Origin of the sequence: Lentzea sp. NPDC102401, assembly GCF_044765805.1 — a bacterium.
GTDB classification, from domain to species: Bacteria; Actinomycetota; Actinomycetes; order Mycobacteriales; family Pseudonocardiaceae; genus Lentzea; species Lentzea sokolovensis.
The window spans coordinates 159,050-185,037 of record NZ_JBIWKS010000012.1; the positions used below are offsets into that span (position 1 = coordinate 159,050).

Sequence of the window (25,988 nt, forward strand, 5' to 3'; positions counted from 1 at the left end):
GGTCAGCGTTGAACCACTGGGTGAGCCGGCCGTGACCACCTTTGCTCTCGTCTGGAGGAAAAAACGCTGTCATGCCTCGCTCACCCTGCGGGGGTCGGCGGCGATGGCGGTCTCGTAGACGCGCAGCACCTGTGACGCGACCACGGACCAGTCGAAGGCCTGCACCCGAGCCGACGCCAGGTCGACGTACTCGGCGCGCAACGCGGAATCCCTCAGCACCGAGCGCAGCGCGTCGGCCAGGGCGTGGGCGTCTCCGACCGGGAACAGCGCGCCCGCCTTGCCGTCGTCCAGCACACGGCGGAACGCGTCCAGGTCCGAAGCCACCACGGCGGTGCCGGCGGACATGGCCTCGGTGAGGATGATGCCGAACGACTCGCCGCCGGTGTTCGGGGCGACGTAGGCGTCCACGGACCGCAGCATCCTGGCCTTGTCCTCGTCGCTGACCTGGCCCAGCAGGTCGACGCGGTCCGCGAAGCGGCCCTCGAACGGGTCCTCGCCGCGGCCCACGACGAGCAGGCGCAGGTCGGGGAACTCGTCGGCGATCAGGCCGAACGCCTCCCAGAGGATCGGCATGCCCTTGCGCGGTTCGTCGTAGCGGCCGACGAAGCCGATCGTGCCGCCCGCGCGCGGGTAGCCGTCCAAAGTGGACGCCGAGGCGAAGAAGTCGACGTCGACGCCGTTCGGGATCTCCACCGCGTCGCCGCCGAGGTGCTCGACCTGCACGCGCCTGGCCAGCGCGGAGACGGCGATGCGGGCGGTGACCTTCTCCAGGAACGGCTGCAGCACGGGCTGGAACGCCGACAGCATCTTGGAACGCGGCGTCGAGGTGTGGAAGGTGGCGACGATCGGGCCGTCGGCGACCACCAAAGCCAGGAACGACAAGGAGGGCGCGGTGGGCTCGTGCAGGTGCAGGACGTCGAACGAGTGCTCGTCGATCCAGCGGCGAACCCGCGCGTACGAGACCGGACCGAACGACAGCCGCGCCACGGACCCGTTGTACGGGATGGCGACCGCGCGGCCCGCGGACGTGACGAACGAGGGCAGTTCCTGCTCGTCGTCGGCGGGCGCGAAGACGTTCACGTCGTGCCCGAGGCCGATCAGGGCGCGGGCGAGATCGACGACGTGGGCCTGCACTCCTCCTGGCACGTCGAGGGAATACGGGCAGACGATCCCCACCTTCACCGCGCGAGCCTCCTGGCCAGTGCGGCGCGGCGCTTCTCCGGCAGGTCGGCGAGCCAGAGCTTCTGCAGCATGTGCCAGTCGGCCGGGTGCGCGGCGATGTCGGCGGCGAACACGTCCGCGACGGCCTGCGTGGCGGCCTGGACGGTGCCGACCTTGATCGGCGGGTGGATGCGGAAGTGCCAGCCGTCCGCGGTGAACCAGCAGCCGACCGGCAGCAGCGCGGCGCCCGTCGTCGCGGCCAGGTGGGCGGGGCCCGCGGGCATCAGGGTCTGCTCGCCGAAGAACGTCACGGGCACGCCGGACGACGTCAGGTCCCGGTCGCTGAGCAGGCAGACGACCTTGTTGGCGCGCAGGCGTTCGGCGAGCACTGTCGCAGGTGGACGGTCGCCGCCGTTGAGCGGCAGCACCTCGAAACCGAGGGTCTCGCGGAACTCCACGAACTTGCGGTACAGCGACTCGGGCTTCAGCCGCTCGGCCACCGTCGTGAACGTGCCGGAGTGGCCGACGAGCCAGACGCCCGCCATGTCCCAGTTGCCGCTGTGCGGCAGGGCGACGACGGCACCGGTGCCGGCCTGCAGCGCGGCATCGAGGTTCTCCACGCCGGACACCTGCGAGTCGCACTTCTCGTAGGCGGCGCGCAGGTCCATCGACGGCAGCCGGAACGCCTCGCACCAGTACCGCGCGTACGACCGCAGCGAGTCCTGCACGAGTTCGTCGAGCTCTTCCTCGCCGGCCCGCGGCACGACCCGGCGCAGGTTCGTGCGCAACTGGTCGACGCTCTCGCCACCGCGCTTGGCCGCGTAGTCGGCACCGGCCTGGAACAGCCCGCGCGCCCACGACTCCGGCAGCAGACGGATCAGCCGCCACCCGGCGCTGTACCCGAGGGTCGCGAGGTTCACGCGGCCTCCCGCGCCGACTTCGCGACGGCGAAGATCCGCTGCAGCACCGTCACGACCGTCATGACCGCGAGCAGCCACAGCGAGATGGCCATCAGGTACGGCACTCCCAGACCCTGCACACCGGCGCCGATCAGCGCGACGATGAACCGCTCGGCCCGTTCGGCCAGCCCGCCGTCAGCCGCGAGCCCGGATGCGTCGGCGCGTGCCTTGACGTACGAGATGACCTGCGAGGCGACCAGGCAGATGAACCCGGCCGCGGCCGTCCACCGGTCGCCGGTGTCGAACGCGTACCAGGTGAGCGCCGCGAACAGCGCCCCGTCCGCGATGCGGTCGCAGGTGGCGTCGAGCACGGCCCCGAACCTCGTGGGTCCCTGCGCACGGGCCATGGCGCCGTCGATCAGGTCGAGCAACACGAAGAAGGTCACCAGCGCGCAGCCCAGGAACAGCTGCCCGCGGGGAATGAACCACAGCGCGCTCGCCACGGCACCGATCGTGCCGACCACGGTCACGGCGTTGGGCGTGAGGCCACGCGCCAGCAGCCACGCCCCGATCGGATCGGTGACGCGCGAGACGGACGCGCGAGCGAAGATGTTCAGCATGGCAGGTCGCAGCCTAGCTGGGCTGCCGAAACAGGTGTCCCGCGGGTAAGCGCGGGACGCGGGACACCCCGCGGCGGAAACGTGTCGGCGACTCGCGGGTGCAAGCGGACGCAGAAGCGCCTTCAGCGGACCAGGACGTCCGGGGTCGCGTGCGCACAGACCCGAAGGCGGGCGAGGACGTCCGGAGATCGTGTGCACTCAGGCCCGAGAGCAGGCGAGGACGTCCGGGGATCGCGTGCGCACAGGCCGAGAGCGGGCGAGGGCGGGCCGTGCGAGTGCCGTTCCACACCGGCGACAGCACGCGCGTGCAGCCCGTCCAAACCCCCCTCGCTGAAGCCCCTGGCCCGTCTAACCGAGCCGGCGGTGGTCTTCGGCAATGCGCTTCAGCAGCGCCTGCAACTCCTCCCCTCGCACCGCCAGCCGCTCCAGCCGGCCGAACAGCGCGAGGTACTCGCGCACGTCCAGCGGGTCGGTGATGGTGGCGTTGCCGGTCAGCACGCTGACCGTGACGACGCGTTCGTCGTAGATGTGGAAACCGTGCAGGGCGACCACGTTCGCGTCCGCCGACCACGGGACCACGCCGAGACGGACGTTCGGGCGGCGCTGGATCGCGGCCAGGTGCTCGATCTGTTCCGCCATCAACTCGGCCGGGCCCATCCGCCAGCGCAGCGCGCTTTCGGAGAGCACGAACACGAACTGCTTCGCCAGGTCGTCCATCCGGGCACGCCGGGTGCGCAGGGCGGCCACCGCGGCCTCCTGCTCCGAATGCGGCATCGTCCCCAGCACGGTCCGCAGGTAGGGCTCGGACTGCAACAACGCGGGCACCAGATTTACCTGGAAGAACCTCGATGTCGCTGCCCGCGCCTCCACGCGGCTGATCGTCTGCTGGTGGCGGTGCGCTCCTCGGTGCAGCACGACGCGGCGGGTTTCCGCCTCCGCGTGCAGCGACCTGGCGAGTTCGACCAGTTCGATGCGCGTCTCTCTCGCGGCGGCCAGTTCCGCCACGAGACGCTCCACGTCCGTGACGGACGGAAGCAGCATGCCGTTCTCGATCTTCGACAGCTTTGACTGGCTCATCCCGGTGGCACGGGCGGTGGCCGTGCCGGTCATCTTCGCCTCGGTGCGCAACCGGCGTAGTTCACGCGAAAGCCGCTCTCTCGCTAATCGCGAACGCTCAGGTGCGGTCATGTTCGCACCGTAACCATTCGCACACGGTGAGACGATCGGCCATAGGCGGGGACTTGACTCGCAGTTGACACCTCCAGGTGGGTGATCTCACCTACCTGGAATCGCTTTGTGCTGGTGTTACGTCTCGATCGACTGGAGAAATGTACCCGAAAGATGTAACCGAAAGCCATTCCGCTCGACGTGGAAACAGCCTTGATTGTCGAGTGCGGACAAGCTGAGTGGTTTTTGTCACTCTTTTGTCCAACAATTGGTACGGCTTTCAATCACAACGCCCTCGCTAAACGTCGCGTTTAGCCCGCAATACCGCCCGAACACCCAGCGCGATGGCGTCGAGAATGAGCACAAAGCCGATGAGCCCCAGACCGGGGGCGTCGTCGTGGTCGGCGTACATGATCGCGCCGACTCCGAGCGCGACGAGGAGCACACAGCCCACCAGGGACTGCAGCAGTCTAGGCATAGATCGACTATCACTCGCGATCTATCGAAAGTCAACCGATAGGTGCCGCGAAACGATCAGTCGACGGCCTTCCAGCCGTCCGCCAGCAGCTGCCGGGTCTCCCCCAGCAGCTGCGGCAGCACCTTGGTGTGCCCGATGACCGGCATGAAGTTCGCGTCCCCGCCCCACCGCGGCACCACGTGCTGGTGCAGGTGGGCGGCGATCCCGGCGCCGGCGACGACGCCCTGGTTCATGCCGATGTTGAACCCGTGCGGCGCCGCCACGTGCCGCGCGACCTTCATGGCCCTCTGCGTGAACACGGCGAGCTCCGCGGTCTCGGAGACGGTGAGCTCGGTGTAGTCCGCCACGTGCCGGTACGGCAGCACCATCAGGTGGCCCGGGTTGTACGGGTACAGGTTCAGCAACGCGAAGACCTCGGCCCCGCGCGCGATGATCAGCCCAGCCTCGTCGTCCAGGGACACGACCCGGCAGAACGGGCAGCCCTCCGGCTCGTCGCCGTGGGCCTTTCCCGCGCCCTGGACGTACGACAGGCGGTGCGGGGTCCACAGACGCTGCAACGCGTCGTGGACCCCCACACCGTCCTGCTCGGAGAACTCAGGCGTCACGAGAGCAGTTCCGCCGTGGGCGAGGCGTTCTCACGGCGACCGACCCAGTCGACGATCTGCTCGACGGCCCGCTCCACCGGCACGCCGTTGATCTGCGTGCCGTCGCGGAACCGGAACGACACCGCGTTCGCCTCCACGTCCTTGGCACCGGCCAGGAGCATGAACGGCACCTTCTGCATGGTGTGGTTGCGGATCTTCTTCTGCATGCGGTCGTCGGACGCGTCGACGTCGACCCGGATGCCGGCCTTGCGCAGCACGTCGCGCACCGCGAACAGGTGGTCGGCGTTCTCGGACGTCACCGGGATGCCCATGACCTGCACCGGCGCGAGCCACGCCGGGAACGCGCCCGCGTAGTGCTCGGTCAGCACGCCGAAGAAGCGCTCCACCGAGCCGAACAGCGCGCGGTGGATCATGACCGGGCGCTGGCGGGAGCCGTCCGGGCCGGTGTACTCCAGTTCGAACTTCTCCGGCAGGTTGAAGTCGAGCTGGATGGTCGACATCTGCCAGGTGCGGCCGAGCGCGTCACGGCACTGCACGGAGATCTTCGGGCCGTAGAACGCGGCGCCACCGGGGTCGGGCACGAGCTCCAGGCCGGACTCCTCGGCCACCGAGGCGAGCGTCGCGGTGGCCTCCTCCCAGATCTCGTCGGGGCCGACGAACTTCTGCGGGTTCTTGGTGGAGAGCTCCAGGTAGAAGTCGTCGAGACCGTAGTCGCGCAACAGGTCCAGCACGAACGTCAGCAACGACTTCAGCTCGTCACGAACCTGGTCGCGGGTGCAGAAGATGTGCGCGTCGTCCTGCGTCATTCCGCGCACGCGGGTCAGGCCGTGCACCACGCCGGACTTCTCGTACCGGTAGACGCCGCCGAACTCGAACATGCGCAGCGGCAGCTCGCGGTAGGACCGGCCACGCGCCTTGAAGATCAGGTCGTGGAACGGGCAGTTCATCGGCTTGAGGTAGTAGTCCTGGCCGGGCTTGCGGACCGTGCCGTCCTCGTTGAACTCGGCGTCGAGGTGCATCGCCGGGTACATGCCGTCCTTGTACCAGTCCAGGTGACCGGAGACCTCGAACAGCTTGCCCTTGGTGATGTGCGGCGAGTAGACGAACTCGTAGCCCGCCTCGGTGTGCCGCTGCCGGGAGTAGTCCTCCATGGCCTTGCGGATGATGCCGCCCTTGGGGTGGAACACCACGAGACCGGAGCCGATCTCGTCCGGGAACGAGAACAGGTCAAGCTCGACACCCAGCTTGCGGTGGTCGCGGCGCTCGGCCTCCGCCAGGCGCTCCAGGTAGAGGTCCTGGGCCTCCTGCGACTCCCACGCGGTGCCGTAGATGCGCTGCAGCTGCGGGTTGTTCTCGTTGCCGCGCCAGTACGCCGCCGCCACGCGGGTCAGCTTGAACGCCGGGATGTGCTTGGTGGTCGGCACGTGCGGGCCGCGGCACAGGTCGCCCCAGACCTGCTCACCGGAGCGCGGGTCGAGGTTGTCGTAGATCGTCAGCTCGCCGCCGCCGACCTCCATGATCTCGCTGGTGTCGACGTCGCTCTTGATGTCGACGAGCTCCAGCTTGAACGGCTCGGACGCCAGCTCGGCCTTCGCGGAGTCGATCGACTCGACCACGCGGCGCGAGAACCGCTGCGAGGACTTGATGATCTGCTTCATGCGCTTCTCGAGCGCCTGCAGGTCCTCCGGCGTGAAGGGCTTCTCGACCTGGAAGTCGTAGTAGAAGCCGTCCTTCACCGGCGGGCCGATGCCGAGCTTGGCATCGGGGAACTGCTGCTGCACGGCCTGAGCCAGCACGTGCGCGGCGGAGTGGCGGATGACGCTGCGGCCGTCCTCGGTGTCCGCGGCGACGGCCTCGACCTCGACGTCGACCTGCGGGGTCCACGACAGGTCGCGCAGGTGGCCCTCGGCGTCCTTCACGACGACGATCGCGGCAGGGTCTTTGGCACCCTTGCCCTGGAGACCGGCTTCGCGCACGGCCGTGCCCGCCGTCGTCCCAGCCGGAACCACCACGCGCGGCGGATTCTGGGCGACTGCTGGGCGCGACTCGGACACGGTGACTCCTACGTTCGAAGATGCGGATTGCAGATCAGATGTTATCGGTGCTCAAGATGGACATGACGATCGCGTCGTGGAAGACGCCGTCCCAGAGCAGGGCGTCCCTCAGCCGGCCCTCCTCGCGGAAGCCGAGCTTCTTGTAGACGTGGATGGCCCGGTCGTTGAAGTCGTACACCTCCAGGTCCACCCGGTGGAGGTCGCGCTCGTCGAACGCGTGGTCCAGCACGTGCCTGATCGCGATCGATCCGTAGCCCCTGCCGAAACCGCCCCACAACGCGATCCGCATGCCCGCCGACCTGTTGTGCGGATTGATGGTGAGCACGACCTCGCCGAGGAACTTCCCGTCCTCCGTCATCGCACGGGTGTAGCGGTTCGGATCGTTCAGGGTCCGCTCGATGTAAGCCTCGTAATCCTCCAGCGTGAACGTCCCGTGAGTACCGGTGAGCCGATTGACCTCGTCGTTCGCCCCGCAAGCGGCCATCTCGGCCGCGAACTCCGCGCGCAGAGGTACGAGTTCCATGCTCCGATTGAAGCCGGTGGGCGCAAGCGGATTCCGTCCGTGACAGCTACGTACACGCTTCTGAGTGGTTTTTCGGATGCGTCCGAGCGCCCTGGGCGAGCACTCTGTTGTCTCCCGGCCCGCCGAATGGAGCATCGATCATGTCCGACCTGGTCGTCGAATGCCCGGTCCGCCTCACCGAGTCCAACCGGGACGAACTGCGCCTGCTCTACGCCGACCTGCGCGACCACTACGCACGGCGAGACGCCCGCAACGGCACGCGCACGACGTTGCACTTCCTGTGGACGGGCGTCATGGACGACGAGCTCTTCGGCGCGACCTACGCCGACCAGCGGCACGTTTTCGCTGGTTCCAGGCCTGTCATGAACTCGCTGAGGCAACCTGAAGGACTTCAGGAAACGAACAGGTGGCTGTCAGCCACAGCTCAGCAGGACGGCGCATCGTTGAGAACATGAGCGAGCAGGGACAGACGCCTCCACCGCAGGAGCCGTCCAAGAACGATCCGCGGGCTGCGCAGCCCGCACCGGACCAGGCCACCACCCCGCTGCCGGCCGACGCGGCCCGGTCTGGCCAGCAGCCGACCACCGAACTGCCGGCCACCCCGGCGGCCGAGACCCCGGCAGCACCGGCGGCCACCCAGGCCACGACGGCCGCGGAGGCCCCGGCAGCACACGCACCGGCGGGCCCGCCGCCCCCTCCGACCGCGACTGCGACCCCTTCGGCTGTGGCACCGGCACCCCGTGGCCGAGCGAGGCGTTTCGCGGGGCACCGCGCCACCCAGCTGGTCGCCGTGGGCCTGCTGGGTCTCGTCCTCGGCGGCGGCATCGTGGGAGCCGTCGCCGCTAACCGATTCGACGACCGCGGCGGCCCCGGCCACGTGCGGATGTACGAACGCGGCGAGCGCGGACCCGATCGCGGCCCCGCCCGCGGTGGCGACCGCGGCGACCAGCGCGGCCCGTTCGGCGAGGGCCGTCCCGGCGACCGCTTCGAGCGGTGACCCGACCGAGCGCGCGACTCACGACCCGATCCCCGACGACGTGAGTCGCGCGCTCCCCAAAACCCGGAACGCGCGCCCCGCCGGAATTAGTCCCCCTCGTTCTGCGGCGGCGCGCGTTCCGTCCATGCCTCGGTTCCAGTGGCGCGTCGCTAGTGCGGCTGCGGTCCCAGCCTGATCGCCAGCAGTTGACGCCGCAGGACCTTCCCGGTCGCGTTGCGCGGCAGCTGCGGCACGACCACGACCTCGCGCGGAACCTTGTGCCGCGCCAGCCGGGTGCGCACGAACTCGCGCAGCTCCCGCACGTCGATCCGTGCGCCCGCGACCGGCACGACGAACGCGCGCAACCGTTGCCCGTACTCGGGATCCGGTACGCCGAGCACCGCCGCGTCGCGCACGCGGTAGTGCGTCATGAGCAGGTTCTCGACCTCTACCGGGTACACGTTCTCGCCGCCGGACACGATCATGTCGTCCTCGCGGCCGTCGAAGTACAGCCGGCCGCTGGGGTCGAAGTGGCCGAGGTCGCCGGTCGCGACGAGTCCGTCGATGGACTCCTTCTGCGTGCCGTCGGTGTAGAGGTCAACGGTCAGTGAGCCGCGCACGTAGATCTTGCCCGTCACGAACGACCGCGTGATGCGGTTGCCCTCGGCGTCGTAGATGCGCACGACGCAGTTGTGCGGTGGCAGGCCGACGCTGGACGGCGCGGCGGCGAGGTCCTCCGGTGTGGCGACGGTGGCGACGGCTACTTCCGTTGAGCCGTAGAGGTTGTAGAGCACCGGTCCGAGGACGGCCTGGGTGCGTTCGACGAGGCCCGGCGGGATCGGCGCGCCGGAGGAGAACACGACGGCCAGGTGCGAGAGGTCGAACGAGTCGATCACGTGGCGTTCGAGTTCCATGATGCGTTGCAGCATCGTCGGCACCAGGACGAGCGTCGTGCAGCGCTGGCCCTGCACCGACCACAGCGTCTTGCGCGGGTCGAAGCGGCGGTGCAGCACGGCGCGCGAACCCAGCGACATCGCGAGCGTCAGGTGCGAGTAGCCGACGGAGTGGAAGATCGGCGCGGCGATGAACGTCGACTCGCCGGAGTGCATCGGGATGCGGTCGAGGAAGTCGGACGCGGTCAGCACCGACTTGATCTCACGGGCGGTGCCCTTGGGGGTGCCGGTGGTGCCGGACGTCAACTGGATCACGACGCCCGGTTCGCGCGGCGGTTCGAGCTCTCCGCGCGGTGCCTTGGCGACCAACTGGTCCAGTGTCGGCGTGCGGCGGTCCAGTCCGTCGCGCGACCACGCGAGCCAGCGCGGGATCGATGGCGGCAACTGGTGGAACAGCGGCGTGAACTCCTCGTCGTGAATGACGAGCGACGCGCGTTCACGTTGCAGCAGATCCATGACGACCGGTGCGCCGAATCCCGTGTTCACCAGCAGCACGCGCACACCGAGTTTCGCGCACGCCAGCAGCGACTCGACCGTGCCGCGGTGGTTGCGGCACATCAGCGCGACGACGTGCGTGTGCTGGACCCCCAGCGCGCGCAATCCCTGTGCGATCGCGTTGGAACGCCGGTCGAGTTGTCTGTACGTCACCGAACCGCGGTCGTCGACGATGGCGACGCCGTCCGGATTCAGCCGGACGGAACGGCGCAGCGCCGTCACGTTCGGCCCCCAGACCTGGACCTCTCTCAAAGCCTGCACGGACATCTTGACGTTCGTGAGACTCACCATGCCCGCTTCGGACAAGACACGGAGTGAGTGCACCTTGCCCATGGCGTCGCGAAACACCTTGCGCAACCCTGGCATCAACAGCTCCTTGCGCTGCAAGTCCCCGAGGTTTCGGACGGTAACCGCCCGAAAGCCCTACGCCAAGTGTTGTTCGATGCGGAATGTGCATGACAACGGGACATTTGGACTTGAAAACGTTTTCAGGTCGTCTGGTTCGTGTTCGGGACCTTTCCACACTGCTGCGTTCGCGGGAGTCTGACCGGTCAGACCAAGAAACCGCGCAACAACGACGCCGTTCCGTCGAGGTGTTCGGCCATGGCCTGACGGGCCGTGGCCGGGTCTCCGTCCAAAATGGAGGCGATGATGCGCTCGTGCTGGGCGTTGGAGTGCGCGAGGTTCGGTTCGAGCAGCGGGATGTGGTCCAGCAGCTCGTTGGCGCGCATCCGCGACTCGGCGACGGCGGCGGTGAGGGCCGCGGACCCGGTGGCCTCGGCGATCGCCAGGTGCAGCCGCGAGTCCTTGCGCCGATATTCCACGAGCGATGAGGTGGAGGCTTCTTCCAGCCGGGCGCGCAGTCCGCGTCGTTCGGCGGGCCCCAGCGACCGTCCCGCCGCCGTCTCCGCGGCGCCCGTCTCCAGCACCTTCCGCAACGTCAGCACGTCGTGGAGGTCGCCGAACTCCTTGCCGGGAGCGGACTTCGGCAGCACCTCGTTGACGAACGTGCCGCCGTACCGTCCCCTTCGGGACTCTACGTAATGGTTCTCCTGCAACGACCTGATGGCCTCGCGCACGGTCACCCGGCTCACGCCGAGCCGGGTGGCCAGTTCCCGTTCGGACGGCAGCCGCTCACCCGGCGCGACGACGCCGAGCCGGATGGACTGCATGAGCCGTTCGACGGTCTCCTCGAAGGCGTTGCCCGCCCGCACCGGGCGGAACAACGCCTCCTGCGCGTGCTCCATCATCGCTAGAGCGGTGTCACGTACGCGCCGGCGATGCCGCCGTCCACGAGGAAGTTCGACGCCGTCATGAACGACGAGTCGTCGGACGCCAGAAACGCGACCGCCGCGGCGATTTCCTCAGGTTCGGCGAACCGACCGAGCGGTACGTGGATCAGGCGCCGTGCGGCCCGCTCCGGGTCCTTCGCGAACAGTTCCCGCAACAGCGGCGTGTTGACCGGGCCGGGCGACAGGGCGTTGACGCGAATGCCCTCGCGGGCGAACTGCACACCGAGCTCACGCGACATCGCGAGCACGCCGCCCTTCGACGCCGTGTAGGAGATCTGCGACGTCGCCGCGCCCATCGTCGCGACGAACGACGCGGTGTTGATGATCGAGCCCTTGCCGTTGGCCTGCATGTGCGGAAGCGCGTACTTGCAACACAAATAAACCGATGTGAGGTTCACCTTCTGCACGCGCTCCCACGCCTCGATGCCCGTGGTGAGGATCGAGTCGTCGTCGGGCGGCGAGATGCCGGCGTTGTTGAACGCGATGTCCAGCTTGCCGTAAGTGTCCACAGTGGTCTGGAAAAGCGCTTTGACCTGTTCCTCGTCGGTCACGTCGACCTGGACGAACAGTCCGCTCACCTCGTCCGCGGCCGCTTTGCCCGACGCGAGGTCGAGATCGGCGACGACGACCTTCGCGCCCTCGCTCGCGAACCTGCGCACGGTCGCGAGGCCGATCCCACTGCCGCCACCCGTCACGACGGCCACGCGGCCTTCGAGTCGCTGCACCATCTGTTGTTCTCCTCGGGTTCGCCTGGAATCAGGTAGCGATGAAGACGTTCTTGACTTCGGTGAACGAGTCGAGCGCGTCCGGGCCGAGCTCACGGCCGAGGCCCGACTGCTTCACCCCGCCGAACGGCGTCCAGTAGCGGACGGACGAGTGCGAGTTCACCGACAGGTTCCCGGCCTCGACCGCGCGCGAGACGCGGATCGCGCGGCCGACGTCGTTCGTCCAGATCGACCCGGACAGCCCGTACTCGGAGTCGTTCGCGATCCGGATCGCGTCGGCCTCGTCGGTGAACGGCAGCACGACGACGACCGGTCCGAAGATCTCCTCGGTGACCGTCACGTGGCTGGCTGGAGGCGTCAGAACCGTGGGCGGGAACCAGAAACCAGGTCCGTCCGGCGACGATCCGCGGAACGCGACGTGGGTGTCGTCTGGGACGTAAGACGCGACCTTGTCCAGGTGCGCCGCGGTGATGAGCGGCCCCATCTCGGTCGCCTCGTCGCCGGGCTCGCCGACCTTGACGCCCTTGACCGCGGGTTCCAGCAGTTCCATGAACCTGTCGTAGACGCTGGCCTGAACGAGGATGCGCGACCGGGCGCAGCAGTCCTGCCCGGCGTTGTCGAACACGCCGTACGGCGCCGTGGCGGCGGCCTTCTCCAGGTCGGAGTCCGCGAAGACGATGTTCGCCGACTTGCCGCCCAGTTCCAGGGTCACCCGCTTCACCTGGTTCGCGCAGCCCGCCATGATCTGCTTGCCGACCTCGGTCGAGCCGGTGAAGACGACCTTGCGCACCAACGGATGCGTGACGAACCGATTGCCGACGACGCTGCCCTTGCCCGGCAGGACCTGGAACACGCCCTCCGGGATGCCCGCCTCCAGCGCCAGCTCGCCGAGCCGGATCGCGGTCAGCGGCGTCACCTCGGCGGGTTTCAGAACCACCGTGTTGCCGGCCGCGAGTGCGGGCGCGAACCCCCAGCCCGCGATGGGCATCGGGAAGTTCCACGGCACGATCACGCCGACGACGCCGAGCGGTTCGTGGAACGTGACGTCGAGCCCGCCCGCGACCGGGATCTGCTTGCCGAACAGGCGTTCCGGGGCGGCCGAGTAGTACTGGAGCACGTCGCGGACGTTGCCCGCCTCCCACCGCGCGTTGCCGATGGTGTGCCCGGAGTTCTCGACCTCCAGCCGCGCCAGTTCCTCGACGTGCGAGTCGACGATCTCCGCGAACTTCCGCAGCAGCCGGGCGCGATCGCCGGGGGCGACGTTCCGCCAGCTCTCGAACGCCTTCTGCGCCCGGCCGATCGCCGCGTCCGTGTCGCCGAGAGTGGCGTGCGGCACGGACCGCACGACCTTCTCGGTGGCGGGGTTGATGACGTCAAAGGTCACGACGCTTTACTCCTTGCGGCGGCTACGAGAGCTTCGAAAAGCCTCAGGTCCTCGATGTCCTGTTCCGGGTGCGACTGCACGCCGACGACGAACCGCGCTCCGTCCAGCTCAACGGCTTCCACGGTCCCGTCGGGTGCCTTCGCGGTGACGCGCAGCCCGTCCGCCACGCGGTCCAGCGACTGGTGGTGATGGCACTGAACGGTCGTTCGATCGCCCAGGATCGCGTACAGCTGGGTATCGGCGGCGACCGTGATGTCGGTGCTCCCGAACACGCCGGGTGCCTCGTTGTGGCCCTCGATGTGCTGGTGCAGCGTGCCTCCGAGCGCCACGTTGAGCACCTGCATGCCGCGGCACACGCCGAGCACCGGCAGGTCGAGCTTCAGCGCGGCCTCGACGAGCGCGAACTCGGCGTCGTCGCGGGCGCGGCTCGGTTCGCCGGTCCGTTCGTGCTTCTCGGCTCCGTAGGCGGCGGGGTCGACGTCGGCGCCGCCCGCGATCACCAGGCCGTCGAGGAACCCGATGGTCTCGGCGTTCCAGGTGCCGACCGGCGGCAGCATGACGGGGTTGCCGCCCGCCTCGACGACGCAGTCGAGGTAGCCGCGGTAGAGCACCGCCGCTTCCACGTCCCAGAGCCCGAAGCGCGTGCGCTCCAGGTACGTGCTGATGCCGATGAGCGGCTCAGAGACGCTCAAACCCGCGCACCTTCTCCCAGTCCGTGACCGCCGCCTCGAACGCGGTCAGCTCGACCTTGGCCGCGTTCAGGTAGTGGTCGACGACGTCCTTGCCGAACGCGTCGCGCGCGATCGTGCTGCCCGCCAGCAGTTCCGCGGACTCCTTCAAAGTCGTCGGCACGGTCGGCCGGTCGGACGCGTAGGCGTTGCCGACGAACTCGTCCTCCAGTTCCAGCTTCTGCTCGACGCCGTGCAGGCCCGCCGCGATCAGCGCCGCCACCGCGAGGTACGGGTTCACGTCACCGCCGGGAACCCGGTTCTCGAACCGCAGCCCGTGACCGTGGCCGACGACCCGCAGCGCGCACGTGCGGTTGTCACGACCCCACGCCACCGCGGTCGGCGCGAACGAGCCCTTCACGAAACGCTTGTAGGAGTTGATGTTCGGCGCGAGGAAGTAGGTGAGCTCCCGCAGCCCGGCCAGCTGACCCGCCAGGAAGTGCTTCATCAGCTGCGACATGCCGTGGCCCTCGGCGAAGACCGGCTCGCCTTCCTTGGAGCGCAGGGAAAGGTGAATGTGGCAGGAGTTGCCCTCGCGTTCGTTGTACTTCGCCATGAACGTGAGCGCTTTGCCCTGCTGTGCCGCGATCTCCTTGGAGCCGTTCTTGTAGATGGCGTGCTGGTCGCACGTGCGCAGCGCCGTCGTGTACTTGAACGCGATCTCGTGCTGTCCGGGGTTGCACTCGCCCTTGGCCGACTCGACGACCATGCCCGCGCCCGTCATGCCGTTGCGAATGGCCCGCAGCAACGGTTCCACGCGCGCGGTGCCGAGCAGCGAGTAGTCGACGTTGTACTGGTTCGACGGCGTGAGGTTGCGGTAGCCGGCGTTCCACGCCTGCTCGTAGGAGTCGTCGAAGAGGATGAACTCCAGTTCGGTGCCGACGTAGCAGTCCAGTCCGAGCTCGGCGAGCCGGTCGAGCTGCTTGCGCAGGACCTGGCGCGGCGAGGCGACCACCGGGTCGCCGTTCTCCCAGACGACGTCGCACATGACGAGCGCGGTGCCCTCCTGCCACGGCACGCGCCGGAGCGTCTCCACGTCCGGCTTCATCACGAAGTCGCCGTACCCGCGCTCCCAGCTCGACATCTCGAAGCCGCTGACCGGGTTCATCTCGACGTCGACGGCGAGCAGGTAGTTGCAGCCCTCCGCGGAGTGCCCGAGGACCTCGTCGAGGAAGTACTGAGCGGCGCAACGCTTGCCCTGCAGGCGGCCCTGCATGTCCACGATCGCGACCAGGACGGTGTCGATCTCACCGGCGTCCACGGCCTCGCGCAACTCCTCGACGGTCAGCATCCCGACGGTCCTCCAAAGGTATGTCTGCGAGCCATTGGCCGCACCATCTTGACACCACTGGGTGGCGAGCGCCACCCTCGACCACCGTCTAAAGGACTGGACGGAGTCCAATTGAGGAGGACGCCGATGAGTCACGATGCAGACAGTCCCCCAACCCCCTCACGGTCGGCCGACGAACAGCGGCTGCACGAGCTCGGCTATGCGCAGGAGCTCTCCCGGACCATGTCCGGCTTCTCCAACTTCGCGGTGTCGTTCACGATCATCTCGATCCTCTCCGGCTGCCTCACCCTGTACGGCTTCGGCATGAACACAGGTGGTCCCGCGCTGATCGTGTGGGGCTGGCCGTTCGTCGGCCTGATGACGCTGATCGTCGGCCTGGCGATGGCGGAGGTCTGCTCGAGCTACCCGACGGCGGGCGGGCTGTACTACTGGGCGGCGAAGCTCGCGCCGAGCAACGGCGCCGCCTGGTCGTGGTTCACCGGCTGGTTCAACTTCCTCGGCCAGGTCGCGGTGACCGCGGGCATCGACTTCGGCGCGGCGTTCTTCATCAACGCGTTCCTCGACCTGCAGTTCGGCTTCGCGGCCACGCCCCCGCACACGATCCTGATCTTCGGCATCGTCCTCGTGCTGCACGGGTTGCTCAACACGTTCGGCGTCAAGCTCGTCTCGCTGTTGAACGACATCAGCGTGTGGTGGCACATCGTCGGCGTGCTCGTCATCGTCGGTGCTCTGGTGATCCTGCCGTCGGAGCACCAGTCCGCGTCATGGGTCTTCACGACGTTCGTCAACAACACCGGCTGGTCGTCGGCGTTCTACGTCGGCATGCTCGGGCTTCTGCTGGCGCAGTACACCTTCACCGGGTACGACGCCTCGGCGCACATGACCGAGGAGACGCACGACGCGGCCCGCAGCGGACCGCGCGGCATCGTGATGTCGATCGTGGTGTCGCTCATCGCGGGCTGGGTGCTGCTGGTGGGCATCACGTTCGCGATCCGCGACTACGACGGTGCCATCGCGAGCTCGACGGGCGTGCCCCCGGCGCAGATCTTCATCGACGCGCTCGGCGTGACCGGCGGCAAGCTCCTGCTGCTGATCGCGATCGGCGCGCAGCTGTTCTGCGGCATGTCGTCGGTCACCGCGAACTCGCGGATGATCTACGCGTTCTCCCGTGACGGCGCGCTGCCGGCGTCGCGGGTGTGGCACAAGATCAACAAGCGCACCCGGACGCCCACCAACGCGATCTGGCTGGCCGCCGGCGGCGCGTTCGTGCTCGGCCTGCCGTACCTGTGGAACGCGACCGCGTACGCCGCCGTCACGTCGATCGCGGTGATCGGCCTCTACATCGCGTACGTGCTGCCGACCCTGCTGCGGCTGCTGCAGGGCGACCGGTTCCAGCGCGGGCCGTGGCACCTCGGCAGGTGGAGCAGGCCGATCGGCGTCATCGCGGTGGCGTGGGTCCTGTTCATCACCGTGCTGTTCATGCTGCCCCAGGCCAGTCCGGTGACGGCGAAGACGTTCAACTACACGCCGATCGCCGTGCTGGTCGTGCTCGGGTTCGCGGGCATCTGGTGGCTCGTGTCCGCGCGGAAGTGGTTCACCGGCCCCAAGGTCCAGGGCACGCCGGAGGAACTGGCCGCGATCGAACGGGATCTCGACTCGGTCTGAGCAGGCGAACGTCGATCCTCGGCGGCACGGACCTCGTCGGCCGTGCCGCCGCTTTGCGTCCGGGTGGACGCGGTGCCCCTAACGAGGTGCAGCATCCCCCTAACGGGTGATGGTCGGCCCCTAAGGAGCTCGGCCGCCCGAAATCTAGGGATCACGCCCGATGTCAGGGGGACGTTGATCTCAATACGGTTCCTGGCGACATCCCCCGAACCGCCGTAGGAGCTTCACTTCCATGATGCAGCAGGACATCCAGCCGGCCACCCCGCAGCAGCCCGTTCAGCCCGCCGCGCCCGCACCGGCCACCCCGGCGGCCGTGCCTCAGGAGGCCCAGCCGGCCACGCTGCAGGAGTTCGCCCTGAACCTCCTGAACGACCCGGCGGCCCTGTCTGCGTTCAACCTCGACCCCGAAGGCGTCCTGGGATCCTGCGGCCTGAACGACATCACCCCCGGTGACGTCCAGGAGATCCTCCCGCTGGTGCTCGACGCCGTCTCGATCGCGGACGTCGACGGCCTCTCGTCCTACAGCGCCCTCACGGGCCTCGCGGACCTCGACGCCGCCAACGGTCTCGTCGGCGACCTGTCCGGCCACGGCGACGTGTCGGGCACGCTCGACGGCGTCACCGGTCTCGTCCCCGGCTTCAGCGACCTGGGTGGCGTCACGGACCTCGGCAACGTGACGGACCTCGGCAACGTCACCGACCTGTCCGGTGTCACGAGTCTTGCCGGCACCGGCGACGTGCTCGGCACGGTGACCGGCGTGACGGACGTCAACGGCGTTCTCGGCACCGTCACCGGTGTGACCGACGTCGTGTCCGTCGACGGCGTGCCCGGTGTGCTCGGCGCCGTCACCACCGACGTCACGACCGTCACCGACGTGGTCCACGAGGTCGTCCCGGACGTCGCGCCGGTCGCCGGCGTGCACGACACCGTCCACGACACCGTCGGCAACGCGCTCGGCGGCGACGTGCTCGGCGGCGTCACCGATCTCGACCTGCTCGACGGCGTCGGCGGCCTGACCGAAGGCCTCCACCTGGGCCTCTGATCTGATGCTCGAATGAGCAGACGAGCGTTGATCCTCGGCGGCACGGGCCTCATCGGCCGTGCCGCCGCTCGGCGTCTGCGGGAGGCCGGTTGGACCGTCGACGCCCCCGGCCGTGAGGTCGATCGCGGCGATCCCGAAGCCCTGGCCGCCGCGATGGGCGACGGCGCCGACCTCCTCGTCGACACCCTCTGCTACTCCGTCGCCGACGCGCGCACGCTGATGCCATTGGCGCGCAAGGCCATCTCGACAGTGATGATCTCCGCCAAGGCCGTGTACGTGGACTCTCACGGACGCCACGCGAACTCCTCCGAGCCGCCGCGCTTCGACGCCCCGGTGACCGAGGACCAGCCGACGCTCGCACCACTCGACTCGGACCCGTTCACCCGCGAGGGATACGGGCCGAACAAGGTCGCGGCGGAGCGAACGCTTCTCGACAGCGGCCTGCCGGTCACCGTGCTGCGACCGTCCAAAGTGCACGGTCCGGGCAACAAACGGCCGTTGGAGCAGTACTTCGTCGAACGGATCCTCGCCGGGAACAAGGTCGTCGTGCTGGCGTCACGCGGCAAGGGCGTCGACCACCCGACCTCCACCGCGAACCTCGCCGCGCTGATCGAGACCGCCGCCCTGCGCCCCGGCGCGCGCGTGCTGAACGCCGCCGACCCGGACGCCCCGAACGGCCTGGAGATCTCCCGGATCATCGCGGGCTCGCTCGGCCACGAGTGGCACGAGATCCTGCTGGACCACGACCAGGCCGGCCGCCACCCGTGGCACCGCGGCTTCGTCCTGGACACGTCCGCCGCTCTCGCACTCGGCTACCGGCCGGTCGGCGACTACGCGGCCACCGTCCAGGAGACGCTCCGCGACCTCGTTTCGAGCAGGTCGTGGCAGGATCGGTCGCGTGAGTGACATTCAACGTGTGGGAGTCGTCGGTTCCGGGCTCATGGGCTCCGGAATCGCCGAGGTGAGTGCCCGTGCCGGCCTCGACGTCATCGTCGCCGAGGTCAACGCGGGCGCGGCCGAGGCAGCGCAGGGGCGGATCGCCACCTCGCTGGCCAGGGGCGTCAAGTCGGGCAAGCTCAGCGAGGAGGACCGCGACGCCGCCCTGGGGCGCATCCGGTTCACCACGGACATGGGCGAGTTCGCCGACCGGCAGTTCGTGGTCGAGGCGGTCGCCGAGAACGAGCAGATCAAGACGGACGTCTTCACCACGCTCGACAAGGTCGTGAAGGACGAGGACGCCATCTTCGCGTCCAACACGTCGTCCATCCCGATCATGAAGCTGGGCATGGCCACCGGCCGCCCCGAGCAGGTCATCGGCGTGCACTTCTTCAACCCGGTGCCGGTGCTCAAGCTCGTGGAGATCGTGCCGTCGCTGCTGACCGGCGCCACCACCCAGGTCCGCGCCGAGGCGTTCGTGCGCGCCACGCTGGGCAAGGAGGTCATCCGCTCGCAGGACCGCGCCGGCTTCGTGGTCAACGCGCTGCTGATCCCCTACCTGCTCTCCTCGATCCGCATGCTGGAGTCCGGCTTCGCCTCGGCCGACGACATCGACAACGGCATGGTGCTCGGCTGCGCGCACCCGATGGGTCCGCTGCGCCTCACCGACCTGATCGGCCTCGACACCACGAAGGCCATCGCCGAGTCGATGTACGACGAGTTCAAGGAGCCGCTGTACTCGCCGCCGCCGCTGCTGCTGCGCATGGTGGACGCGGGCCTGCTGGGCAAGAAGTCGGGCCGGGGTTTCCACAACTACGCCAAGTAGTGCCGGAGAGCTGGACCGTTGACGGCGACCACCTCGCACCCGGCGAGGTGGTCGCCGCTTTGCGCGCGAGGATCAGTGCCGGGCACCTCGAAACCTGGCTGACCAGCGAGTCCGGCCGCATGCTCGCCTTCGTGACCAACGCCGAGCGCGCCATGGTGATGCTGCTCGACGGGGAAGGCGACCCCGGTGAACACGCAACAGACCCGGAAGCCACAGGCTCCAGCGGCGGTTTCGTGCTCTCCAACGGCCAGAACGACGAGTACCCGGACACGGACACCGTGCCGATCGACGAGGCGCTCAGGCTCGTCGAGCACGTCGTCCGCGAGGGTTCCTGACCCGCGGACGCGCGCCACGTGAGCGATCGCTAGACCGCGGCCAGCCGGTTCATCGAGTGCTGGATCAGCCCGACGAGCACGGCCTTCGAGGACTCCCGGTTCCGCGCGTCGCACAGCAGCACCGGGATCGCCTCGTCCAGGTCCAGGGCGTGCCGGACCTCGTCCACCGTGTACTGCTGAGACCCGTCGAAGCAGTTCACGGCGACGATGAACGGGATCCCGCGGTGCTCGAAGAAGTCGATCGAGGGGAACGACGAGTCGAGGCGCCGCGTGTCCACCAGGACCACGGCGCCGATGGCACCGGTCGCCAGCTCGTCCCACATGAACCAGAACCTGTTCTGGCCCGGCGTGCCGAACAGGTAGAGCACCACCTTGGTGTTGATGGTGATGCGGCCGAAGTCGAGGGCGACGGTGGTGGTGTCCTTGCCCTCGATGCCCGCGAGGTCGTCGACGTGCACACCGGCCTCGGTGAGCAGTTCCTCGGTCCGAAGCGGCGGGATCTCGGACACCGACGCGACCATGGTGGTCTTGCCGGTGCCGAACCCGCCCGCGATGACGATCTTGACCGCGGTCGGCACGTTCAGCTGGCCATCAGATCCCACGAACACCATCCAGTACGGCCTGCAGGAGATCCCGGTCGGGAATCTTGGGGGTGGAGTTCTGCACGAGCACGTCGCCACGCTCGATGAGGTCCGACAGCAGGACCTTCACCACGACGAGCGGCACGTCGAGGTAGGCGGCGACCTCGGCGACCGAGAGCGGGCGTGCGCACAGTGCCATGATCTCGCGATGTTCGACCATCAGCGACGTCTGGTCGGACGCAAACGCGGAGGCACGGACCTGCGTGACCAGATGAAGGTCAGGCGCGTTCGGCCGGGTGCGGCCGCGCACCATCGCGTAGGGCCGCACCAACGGTCCCGCGGCCTCGTCGTACCACCAGTCGTCGCGCCCGGTCATCAGCGCGACTCACGCGCCGAGGGCACAGTCGCCGTCTCCTGGCGCGGAGCCGACGACAGGTACGTGCCCACCCTCTTGACCAGCATGTTCATCTCGTAGGCGATCATGCCCATGTCCGCGTCCTCCTCGCCCAGCACGGCCAGGCAGGCACCGTGACCGGCGGCCGTCACGAAAAGATACGCGTGTTCCATCTCCACGATCGTCTGCCGGACGGCGCCACCTCCGAAGTGCCGGCCGGTGCCGCGGGCGAGCGACTGGAACGCCGACGCCATCGCGGACAGGTGCTCCGAGTCGTCGCGGGACAGCCCGGCCGAGCGGCCGAGCAGGAGTCCGTCCGCCGACAGCACGACCGCGTGGCGGGCGCCGACCACTCGCTGGATCAGGTCCTCCAGCAACCAGTTCAGTTCGCCGTGCTGGCTTGCGTTGTCCTTCATGACGAGGGGGCTCCTTCTGATCTCCAGTCGTCGGTCAGCCGGGCGTCACGGGTGCCGCGCTGGAACGCGGCCAGTCCGTCACGGGATCGCTCGGCCAGCCTTTCGCCGGTCACCGGCTCGGCGGGTGGCGGCTCCTCCGAGGACTGCATGAGCTGCGGCGCGAGGTTCTGCCGCTTCTTCCTGCGGGGAAGGGGTGCCTTCCCGTCCTGGGCCGGAGGTGCCGCGGGGGTCGGTTCCTCCACCGATGCTTCTGCTGCGGACACGGCCGCGGGGGCAACTGGGCTCATATCAGGTTCTACGAGCGCCCTCAGCCCCGCGTTCAGTGCCTCCTGCACTTCGGGATTCACCTTCACGGGAAAGCTCGGGTGGTCCGCGCCGTGGCCGTGGTACGTGTCGTGGAACGACTGCACCGGCATCTGCGTGGTCTCGGTGATGTCGCCGGCGGCGTTGTGCGGGGCGACGATGTTCGGCGGCAGGACGCACAACGCGACCGTGCCGCCGTAGGGCGAGTCGCGCAACTCCACCTTGATGCCGCGCCGGGCGGCGAGTCTGGCGACGACGAACAGTCCCAGCCGGGACTCGCCGCGGAACGCCATCGTCTCGAAGTCGGGCGGGTTGGAGAGCTTCGCGTTGGCCTGCAGGCGTTCCTCCTGCGTCATGCCGAGGCCGTGATCCTCGATCTCGATCACGATCCCGTGCGGCACGGCGTTGGAGTGGACGATCACCTCGGAGCGCGGCGAGGAGAACGCCGTCGCGTTGTCGACGAGTTCCGCGAGCAGGTGGATGGTGTCGGCGACGGCCACGCCCACCAGCGCGCGGTCCGGCACCGGGTTGACCCTGACCCGGACGTACTGCTCGGTCTCGGCGACCGCGGACCGCAGGACGTCGCTCAGGCGCACCGGCTTGCGCCACTGCCTGCCCGGCTGCTCCCCGGCGAGGATGATCAGGTTCTCCGCGTTGCGGCGGGCGCGGGTGGCCAGGTGGTCGAGCTGGAACAGCGAGTCGAGCCGCTCGGGGTGCTCCTCCTCGCGCTCCAGCTTGTCGAGGATCTTGATCTGCCGGTGCACCAGGCCCTGGTTGCGGTGCGCGATGTCGAGGAAGACCCGGTTCACGCCCTCGCGTGCCTGCGTCTCCTTCACCGCCGCCGCGACCGCCGTGTACTGGGCGGCGTTGAACGCGTCCGCGACCTGGCCGATCTCGTCGTTGCCGTAGTCGAGCGGCGGCATGTCGCGGTGGACGTCCACCTGCTCGCCGCCGCGCAGCCGCGCCACGATGTGCGGCAGCCGTTCCTGCGCGAGCCGCAGCGTGTCCTCCCGCAGCGACGCCAGCCGGGTGACCAGGGCGCGCGAGACGAGCCGGTTCGAGATGCGCAACGCCAGCACGATGCCGACGACGACTGCGAGCAACGCGATCAGGCTGCCGATGAGCACCGCGGCGACCCGGCTGTTGGCCTTGTCGAGACCGAGGTCGGCGGCGTCGCGGGCCTGCGTGACGGCGAGCCCGACGAGGTTGTCGTGCACCGGCGCGGCCACCCCGCGCCACTGCGCGTCGGTCACCGTCGCGTCGGAGTTGATGATCCGGCCTTCGAGATCGAGCAGCGACCGGTATTCGGTGCTGCCACGCAGCGCGTCGTACAGCGAGCGCGGCTGCTCCAGCGCGAACGGGATCGTGGCGTCGAGACTCGAGTGGTACGCGCCGACCAGCCGGGCGAACTCGACCCGTTCGGCCGGGGTGAACCTGCCGTTGAGCAACCCGCGCGAACCGATCGTGGCACCGCGTGACAGCCAGTCCGCGGCCTGGAAGATCGTGACGGCCTGGACGTTCGCCTGGCTCGCCTCCGAGTCGGGCACCAGACGCGCCTGCCGGGCGAGCAGCGCGACGCCCGAGTCGAGCAGGCTGTTGTAGTAGTCGTAGACGGCCTGGGGGTTCGCCGACCCCGAGTCGATGCGCGTGCGCTGCTGAGGCAGCTCGTTCAGCACGGAGTCGAGGGCGTTGATCCGGTCGACGGTGTCCTGGGGCGCGCTGTCGGAGAGTTCCGCGAACGCGTCCTTCATCTTGCGCACGGCTTCGTCGGTGACGCCCTGCTGACGTTTCAGCCCGGCCTTGTCGACACCCCCGACGCCGCTGAGGACCTCCAGGGTCAGCTGGCGTTCCTTCTGCAGTCCGGCGAGCGCCTCGACGGACGGGATCGTCGCGCCCTTGACCCCGGCGGCGACCGACCGCATGTAGAAACCGTCAAAAAGGGTGTACGAGGAGAAAACGGCCCACATGACCAGCAGGACCACGCTGGGAACGACCACGACACCGGCCAGCCGGGACCGAATGGTCCGGTAGTTGGTCGGTGTGTAACCGCTCTTCTCGTTCACAGCGCTCTCACGGTCTCCTGTGTCCCACGGCTAGCGCTGCGGGTAACCCAACTAACTCCTTCGGCTGCATTTAGGTTACGGGGAGAGATCATCGTTACCCAATGACAGCGATCACACGCAGTACGCGGTCGCAGGCTACCCAGTCGAGTGACTGGAGCAACACCCAGTACGGGGGTTCTTGCCTTGTGAGAACCCCCGTACGGGCTAGTTCTGTCGCTCGTTCTACGGGCGCTCCACCGCGACGACGTTGTAAGTCGTCTCGGGCGTCGGAGGCGTGCTGAACCGGGCATTCGGCAGGTAGAGGCGCTTGCCGAACGCGGCGACCGTCGTGGGAACGTCGAACCTGGCGTCCGTGCGTTCCGCCGCGAGCGTCGCGCCATCACGACTGAGCGTGTAGCGCGCGACTTTGTTCAACCTGTTTTGCACCACGTACAACTGCCGTCCCTCACGCAACAGACCGTCACCATTGGTGAGTGTTTGACCGCTCAAATTGATCTCGGTCGATTCGCCGCTCCGGGGATCGATCCGGAAGAGCTTTCCGGTGTTGCTCTGCACGACGATCAAGCCGCCGTCGAGCCCCGTGACGATGCCGTTGAGGTTCGTCGCGCCGGGGGTGACGACGAGGTCGCCGGTCAGCGCGAGCGTCCGGTGCGGTTTCAGGCTCAGCGGCACCTCGTAGAGCACGGCCTTGCGCGAGTCCGTGAACCACGCCGACCTGTCGGTCAGCACGACGTCGTTGACGAACGTGTCCGCGGTGGCGAACTGGAACTTCGCCAGCAACGCACCCGTGCGCGTGTCGTAGACCCGTGCGTCGCCGCCCGTGCCACCCGAGACCCACAGCCGTTTGCGGTTGTCGACCTTCAGACCGAGCGACGGCGTGCCGGGCCCCTTCGCGAGCACCTTGCCCGTGCCGGTGCGCAGGTCCGCCGCGTAGATCGACCCGTCGGCCCGCGACCCGAAGTAGGCCGTGGTGCCGCTGATCGCGATGCCTTCGGGTTGCCACCCGTTGGGCAGGGAGAACTCGGTGGGGAAGTGCGTGGAACCGTCCGCGGTGGCCGGCGCCGCGGCGGTGAGCGTGACGCCCAGGACCGCCGCGAGCAGGACACCGAATCTGCGGTACATGCCGCCTCCTTGCCAGAGGAGATATCTCGGATTGGGGTGCGTCCCTGATCCTTCTCCTGCTGGCGGCCGAACAGGAGTTTTCTCAGGAATCCGACATCTCTACAGGTCAGCGGCGGCCTCGGCGATGAGCTCCAGCGACTCCCCCGTCCCCAGGGCGACGTCTCGCAGGCTCTCGAACCGCAGCGCGCACTGCTCGGTCAGCCCCGGCTCCTCGACGTACTCGCCCTTGATGAACGTCTCCAGGTACGCCACGTCGTTGTGCTGCCGGTGCGGGAAACCCAGCAACGTGAACGGCGACCCCATCGCCGGATACGCCCCGGCCCCGCGCGGCACGACCTGCACCGTCACCGCCTCGTGCTCGCTGACCTCCATCAGGTGCAGCAGCTGCGCCTTCATCACCCGCGGCCCGCCGATCACCTGCCGCAGCACGGCCTCCGGGAACACCGCCCGCACGGCCAGCGGATCCTTGTCGGTCAGCCGCGTCGCCCACGCCTCCCGCACCATCGCGAGCCGCGCCGTCCGCACCGGATCGTCGTCCTGCAGAACGGCGTTCGTGTAACCGGGGAGCTGGAACACCGCCGGAACGAGATCCGTCGTGAACACGCGCAACAACGTCGCCTCGAACACCAGATTCGCGAAGTCCGCGCCCGGATCGAAGTGCAGGCCGTCGCCACCGGCGCGCGCACGGGCCCGTTCCGCGTACTGCGCCCGCAACACCACGGCCTGCCATTCCGGAGTCGGCACTTTGTAGACGTAACCGAGCGCCATGACGTCCACGGGCGCCGACGGCTGCACCGCGTTCTCCATCATGGACAGCTTGGCACTGCTGAAACCCACGCGCTGGCCGGCCTCCGTGAGGCTCAGCTCGCGCTCGTCGCGCCACCCGGCCAGCTGCCGCCCGATGGCGCGTTCGAGCGTCGTGGCCCGGAAATCCTTCGGCATGACGCGAAGGAT

Annotated in this window: 27 protein-coding genes; 7 read left to right on the forward strand and 20 right to left on the reverse strand. The window is 68.5% G+C overall.

The genetic code is table 11. The annotated features are described in order from the left end of the window. Positions 1 to 69 precede the first annotated feature (69 nt). From ACIRG5_RS35145 to ACIRG5_RS35180, 8 genes are all read right to left on the reverse strand, one after another. Positions 70 to 1,182 carry a glycosyltransferase family 4 protein gene (locus ACIRG5_RS35145; protein ID WP_319979115.1) on the reverse strand — a complete coding sequence of 371 codons (1,113 nt, stop codon included), beginning with the start codon at positions 1,180 to 1,182 and terminating at the stop codon, positions 70 to 72. Beyond that, complete coding sequence (locus tag ACIRG5_RS35150; RefSeq protein WP_402912975.1) at positions 1,179 to 2,081, reverse strand: phosphatidylinositol mannoside acyltransferase; 903 nt, start codon at positions 2,079 to 2,081, stop codon at positions 1,179 to 1,181. The genes ACIRG5_RS35145 and ACIRG5_RS35150 overlap by 4 nt, the downstream gene beginning before the upstream one ends. Then, a complete protein-coding gene (gene pgsA / locus ACIRG5_RS35155) occupies positions 2,078 to 2,680 on the reverse strand; it encodes a phosphatidylinositol phosphate synthase (protein ID WP_402912978.1) in 603 nt (200 codons plus the stop codon). Before pgsA ends, ACIRG5_RS35150 begins: the two co-directional genes overlap by 4 nt. Before the next feature lie 348 nt (positions 2,681 to 3,028). Next, complete coding sequence (locus ACIRG5_RS35160) at positions 3,029 to 3,868, reverse strand: helix-turn-helix domain-containing protein (RefSeq protein WP_402912979.1); 840 nt, start codon at positions 3,866 to 3,868, stop codon at positions 3,029 to 3,031. A gap of 277 nt (positions 3,869 to 4,145) precedes the next feature. Next, the gene (locus ACIRG5_RS35165) at positions 4,146 to 4,325 is read right to left on the reverse strand and encodes a hypothetical protein (RefSeq protein ID WP_402912981.1); all 180 of its coding nucleotides are present in this window, start codon (positions 4,323 to 4,325) and stop codon (positions 4,146 to 4,148) included. 56 nt (positions 4,326 to 4,381) lie between these two features. Continuing rightward, on the reverse strand, positions 4,382 to 4,930 hold the full coding sequence (locus ACIRG5_RS35170; protein ID WP_402912983.1) for an HIT family protein: 549 nt from the start codon (positions 4,928 to 4,930) through the stop codon (positions 4,382 to 4,384). After that, positions 4,927 to 6,942 carry a threonine--tRNA ligase gene (gene thrS / locus ACIRG5_RS35175; protein ID WP_402913338.1) on the reverse strand — a complete coding sequence of 672 codons (2,016 nt, stop codon included), beginning with the start codon at positions 6,940 to 6,942 and terminating at the stop codon, positions 4,927 to 4,929. Before thrS ends, ACIRG5_RS35170 begins: the two co-directional genes overlap by 4 nt. A 76-nt stretch (positions 6,943 to 7,018) precedes the next feature. Then, on the reverse strand, positions 7,019 to 7,507 hold the full coding sequence (locus ACIRG5_RS35180; RefSeq protein ID WP_402912986.1) for a GNAT family N-acetyltransferase: 489 nt from the start codon (positions 7,505 to 7,507) through the stop codon (positions 7,019 to 7,021). Between the two features lie 140 nt (positions 7,508 to 7,647). Here ACIRG5_RS35180 and ACIRG5_RS35185 point away from each other — a divergent pair, with 140 nt between their 5' ends. Beyond that, a complete protein-coding gene (locus ACIRG5_RS35185; RefSeq protein WP_402912988.1) occupies positions 7,648 to 7,962 on the forward strand; it encodes a hypothetical protein in 315 nt (104 codons plus the stop codon). Beyond that, positions 7,959 to 8,504, forward strand: a complete 546-nt coding sequence (locus ACIRG5_RS35190) for a hypothetical protein (RefSeq protein WP_402912990.1) — start codon at positions 7,959 to 7,961, stop codon at positions 8,502 to 8,504. Before ACIRG5_RS35185 ends, ACIRG5_RS35190 begins: the two co-directional genes overlap by 4 nt. A gap of 149 nt (positions 8,505 to 8,653) precedes the next feature. Here the strand turns inward: ACIRG5_RS35190 and ACIRG5_RS35195 are convergent, their stop codons facing one another. The 6 genes from ACIRG5_RS35195 to ACIRG5_RS35220 all read right to left on the reverse strand — a co-directional run bounded on the left by ACIRG5_RS35195 (position 8,654) and on the right by ACIRG5_RS35220 (position 15,351). Next, positions 8,654 to 10,297 (reverse strand): AMP-binding protein, encoded by a 1,644-nt coding sequence (locus tag ACIRG5_RS35195; RefSeq protein ID WP_402912992.1) that lies wholly within the window; start codon positions 10,295 to 10,297, stop codon positions 8,654 to 8,656. A 185-nt stretch (positions 10,298 to 10,482) separates the two neighbouring features. After that, positions 10,483 to 11,181, reverse strand: a complete 699-nt coding sequence (locus ACIRG5_RS35200) for a FadR/GntR family transcriptional regulator (RefSeq protein ID WP_402912995.1) — start codon at positions 11,179 to 11,181, stop codon at positions 10,483 to 10,485. A 2-nt stretch (positions 11,182 to 11,183) separates the two neighbouring features. Then, positions 11,184 to 11,951: a 3-oxoacyl-ACP reductase gene (locus ACIRG5_RS35205; RefSeq protein ID WP_402912997.1), complete on the reverse strand. Its 768-nt coding sequence runs from the start codon at positions 11,949 to 11,951 to the stop codon at positions 11,184 to 11,186. Between the two features lie 28 nt (positions 11,952 to 11,979). After that, complete coding sequence (locus tag ACIRG5_RS35210) at positions 11,980 to 13,332, reverse strand: aldehyde dehydrogenase family protein (RefSeq protein WP_402912998.1); 1,353 nt, start codon at positions 13,330 to 13,332, stop codon at positions 11,980 to 11,982. Then, positions 13,329 to 14,024 (reverse strand): gamma-glutamyl-gamma-aminobutyrate hydrolase family protein, encoded by a 696-nt coding sequence (locus tag ACIRG5_RS35215; protein ID WP_402913000.1) that lies wholly within the window; start codon positions 14,022 to 14,024, stop codon positions 13,329 to 13,331. The genes ACIRG5_RS35210 and ACIRG5_RS35215 overlap by 4 nt, the downstream gene beginning before the upstream one ends. After that, a complete protein-coding gene (locus ACIRG5_RS35220; protein WP_402913002.1) occupies positions 14,011 to 15,351 on the reverse strand; it encodes a glutamine synthetase family protein in 1,341 nt (446 codons plus the stop codon). The genes ACIRG5_RS35215 and ACIRG5_RS35220 overlap by 14 nt, the downstream gene beginning before the upstream one ends. Positions 15,352 to 15,477: 126 nt before the next feature. On the opposite strand from ACIRG5_RS35220, the gene ACIRG5_RS35225 reads away from it, so the two are divergent. The 5 genes from ACIRG5_RS35225 (at position 15,478) to ACIRG5_RS35245 (ending at position 20,155) form a co-directional block, all read left to right on the forward strand. After that, complete coding sequence (locus tag ACIRG5_RS35225; protein ID WP_402913005.1) at positions 15,478 to 17,016, forward strand: amino acid permease; 1,539 nt, start codon at positions 15,478 to 15,480, stop codon at positions 17,014 to 17,016. A gap of 232 nt (positions 17,017 to 17,248) precedes the next feature. Beyond that, positions 17,249 to 18,058 (forward strand): IniB N-terminal domain-containing protein, encoded by an 810-nt coding sequence (locus tag ACIRG5_RS35230; protein ID WP_402913008.1) that lies wholly within the window; start codon positions 17,249 to 17,251, stop codon positions 18,056 to 18,058. A 12-nt stretch (positions 18,059 to 18,070) separates the two neighbouring features. Beyond that, on the forward strand, positions 18,071 to 18,964 hold the full coding sequence (locus ACIRG5_RS35235) for an NAD-dependent epimerase/dehydratase family protein (protein ID WP_402913011.1): 894 nt from the start codon (positions 18,071 to 18,073) through the stop codon (positions 18,962 to 18,964). Further along, positions 18,957 to 19,820 carry a 3-hydroxybutyryl-CoA dehydrogenase gene (locus tag ACIRG5_RS35240; RefSeq protein WP_319979098.1) on the forward strand — a complete coding sequence of 288 codons (864 nt, stop codon included), beginning with the start codon at positions 18,957 to 18,959 and terminating at the stop codon, positions 19,818 to 19,820. The genes ACIRG5_RS35235 and ACIRG5_RS35240 overlap by 8 nt, the downstream gene beginning before the upstream one ends. Then, a complete protein-coding gene (locus tag ACIRG5_RS35245; RefSeq protein WP_402913014.1) occupies positions 19,820 to 20,155 on the forward strand; it encodes a hypothetical protein in 336 nt (111 codons plus the stop codon). Before ACIRG5_RS35240 ends, ACIRG5_RS35245 begins: the two co-directional genes overlap by 1 nt. Before the next feature lie 29 nt (positions 20,156 to 20,184). Here ACIRG5_RS35245 and ACIRG5_RS35250 read toward each other — a convergent pair whose 3' ends face one another. The 6 genes from ACIRG5_RS35250 to ACIRG5_RS35275 all read right to left on the reverse strand — a co-directional run bounded on the left by ACIRG5_RS35250 (position 20,185) and on the right by ACIRG5_RS35275 (position 25,976). Next, positions 20,185 to 20,766 (reverse strand): GTP-binding protein, encoded by a 582-nt coding sequence (locus tag ACIRG5_RS35250; RefSeq protein WP_402913017.1) that lies wholly within the window; start codon positions 20,764 to 20,766, stop codon positions 20,185 to 20,187. After that, a complete protein-coding gene (locus ACIRG5_RS35255) occupies positions 20,747 to 21,112 on the reverse strand; it encodes a DUF742 domain-containing protein (protein WP_319979095.1) in 366 nt (121 codons plus the stop codon). Before ACIRG5_RS35255 ends, ACIRG5_RS35250 begins: the two co-directional genes overlap by 20 nt. After that, a complete protein-coding gene (locus ACIRG5_RS35260) occupies positions 21,112 to 21,546 on the reverse strand; it encodes a roadblock/LC7 domain-containing protein (protein ID WP_093601109.1) in 435 nt (144 codons plus the stop codon). Before ACIRG5_RS35260 ends, ACIRG5_RS35255 begins: the two co-directional genes overlap by 1 nt. Then, positions 21,543 to 23,912, reverse strand: coding sequence for a nitrate- and nitrite sensing domain-containing protein (locus tag ACIRG5_RS35265; RefSeq protein ID WP_402913022.1), 2,370 nt, complete (start codon positions 23,910 to 23,912; stop codon positions 21,543 to 21,545). Before ACIRG5_RS35265 ends, ACIRG5_RS35260 begins: the two co-directional genes overlap by 4 nt. Positions 23,913 to 24,134: 222 nt before the next feature. Next, positions 24,135 to 25,034, reverse strand: a complete 900-nt coding sequence (locus ACIRG5_RS35270) for a superoxide dismutase (protein ID WP_402913025.1) — start codon at positions 25,032 to 25,034, stop codon at positions 24,135 to 24,137. Between the two features lie 99 nt (positions 25,035 to 25,133). After that, on the reverse strand, positions 25,134 to 25,976 hold the full coding sequence (locus ACIRG5_RS35275) for a helix-turn-helix domain-containing protein (RefSeq protein ID WP_402913028.1): 843 nt from the start codon (positions 25,974 to 25,976) through the stop codon (positions 25,134 to 25,136). Positions 25,977 to 25,988: the final 12 nt, after the last annotated feature.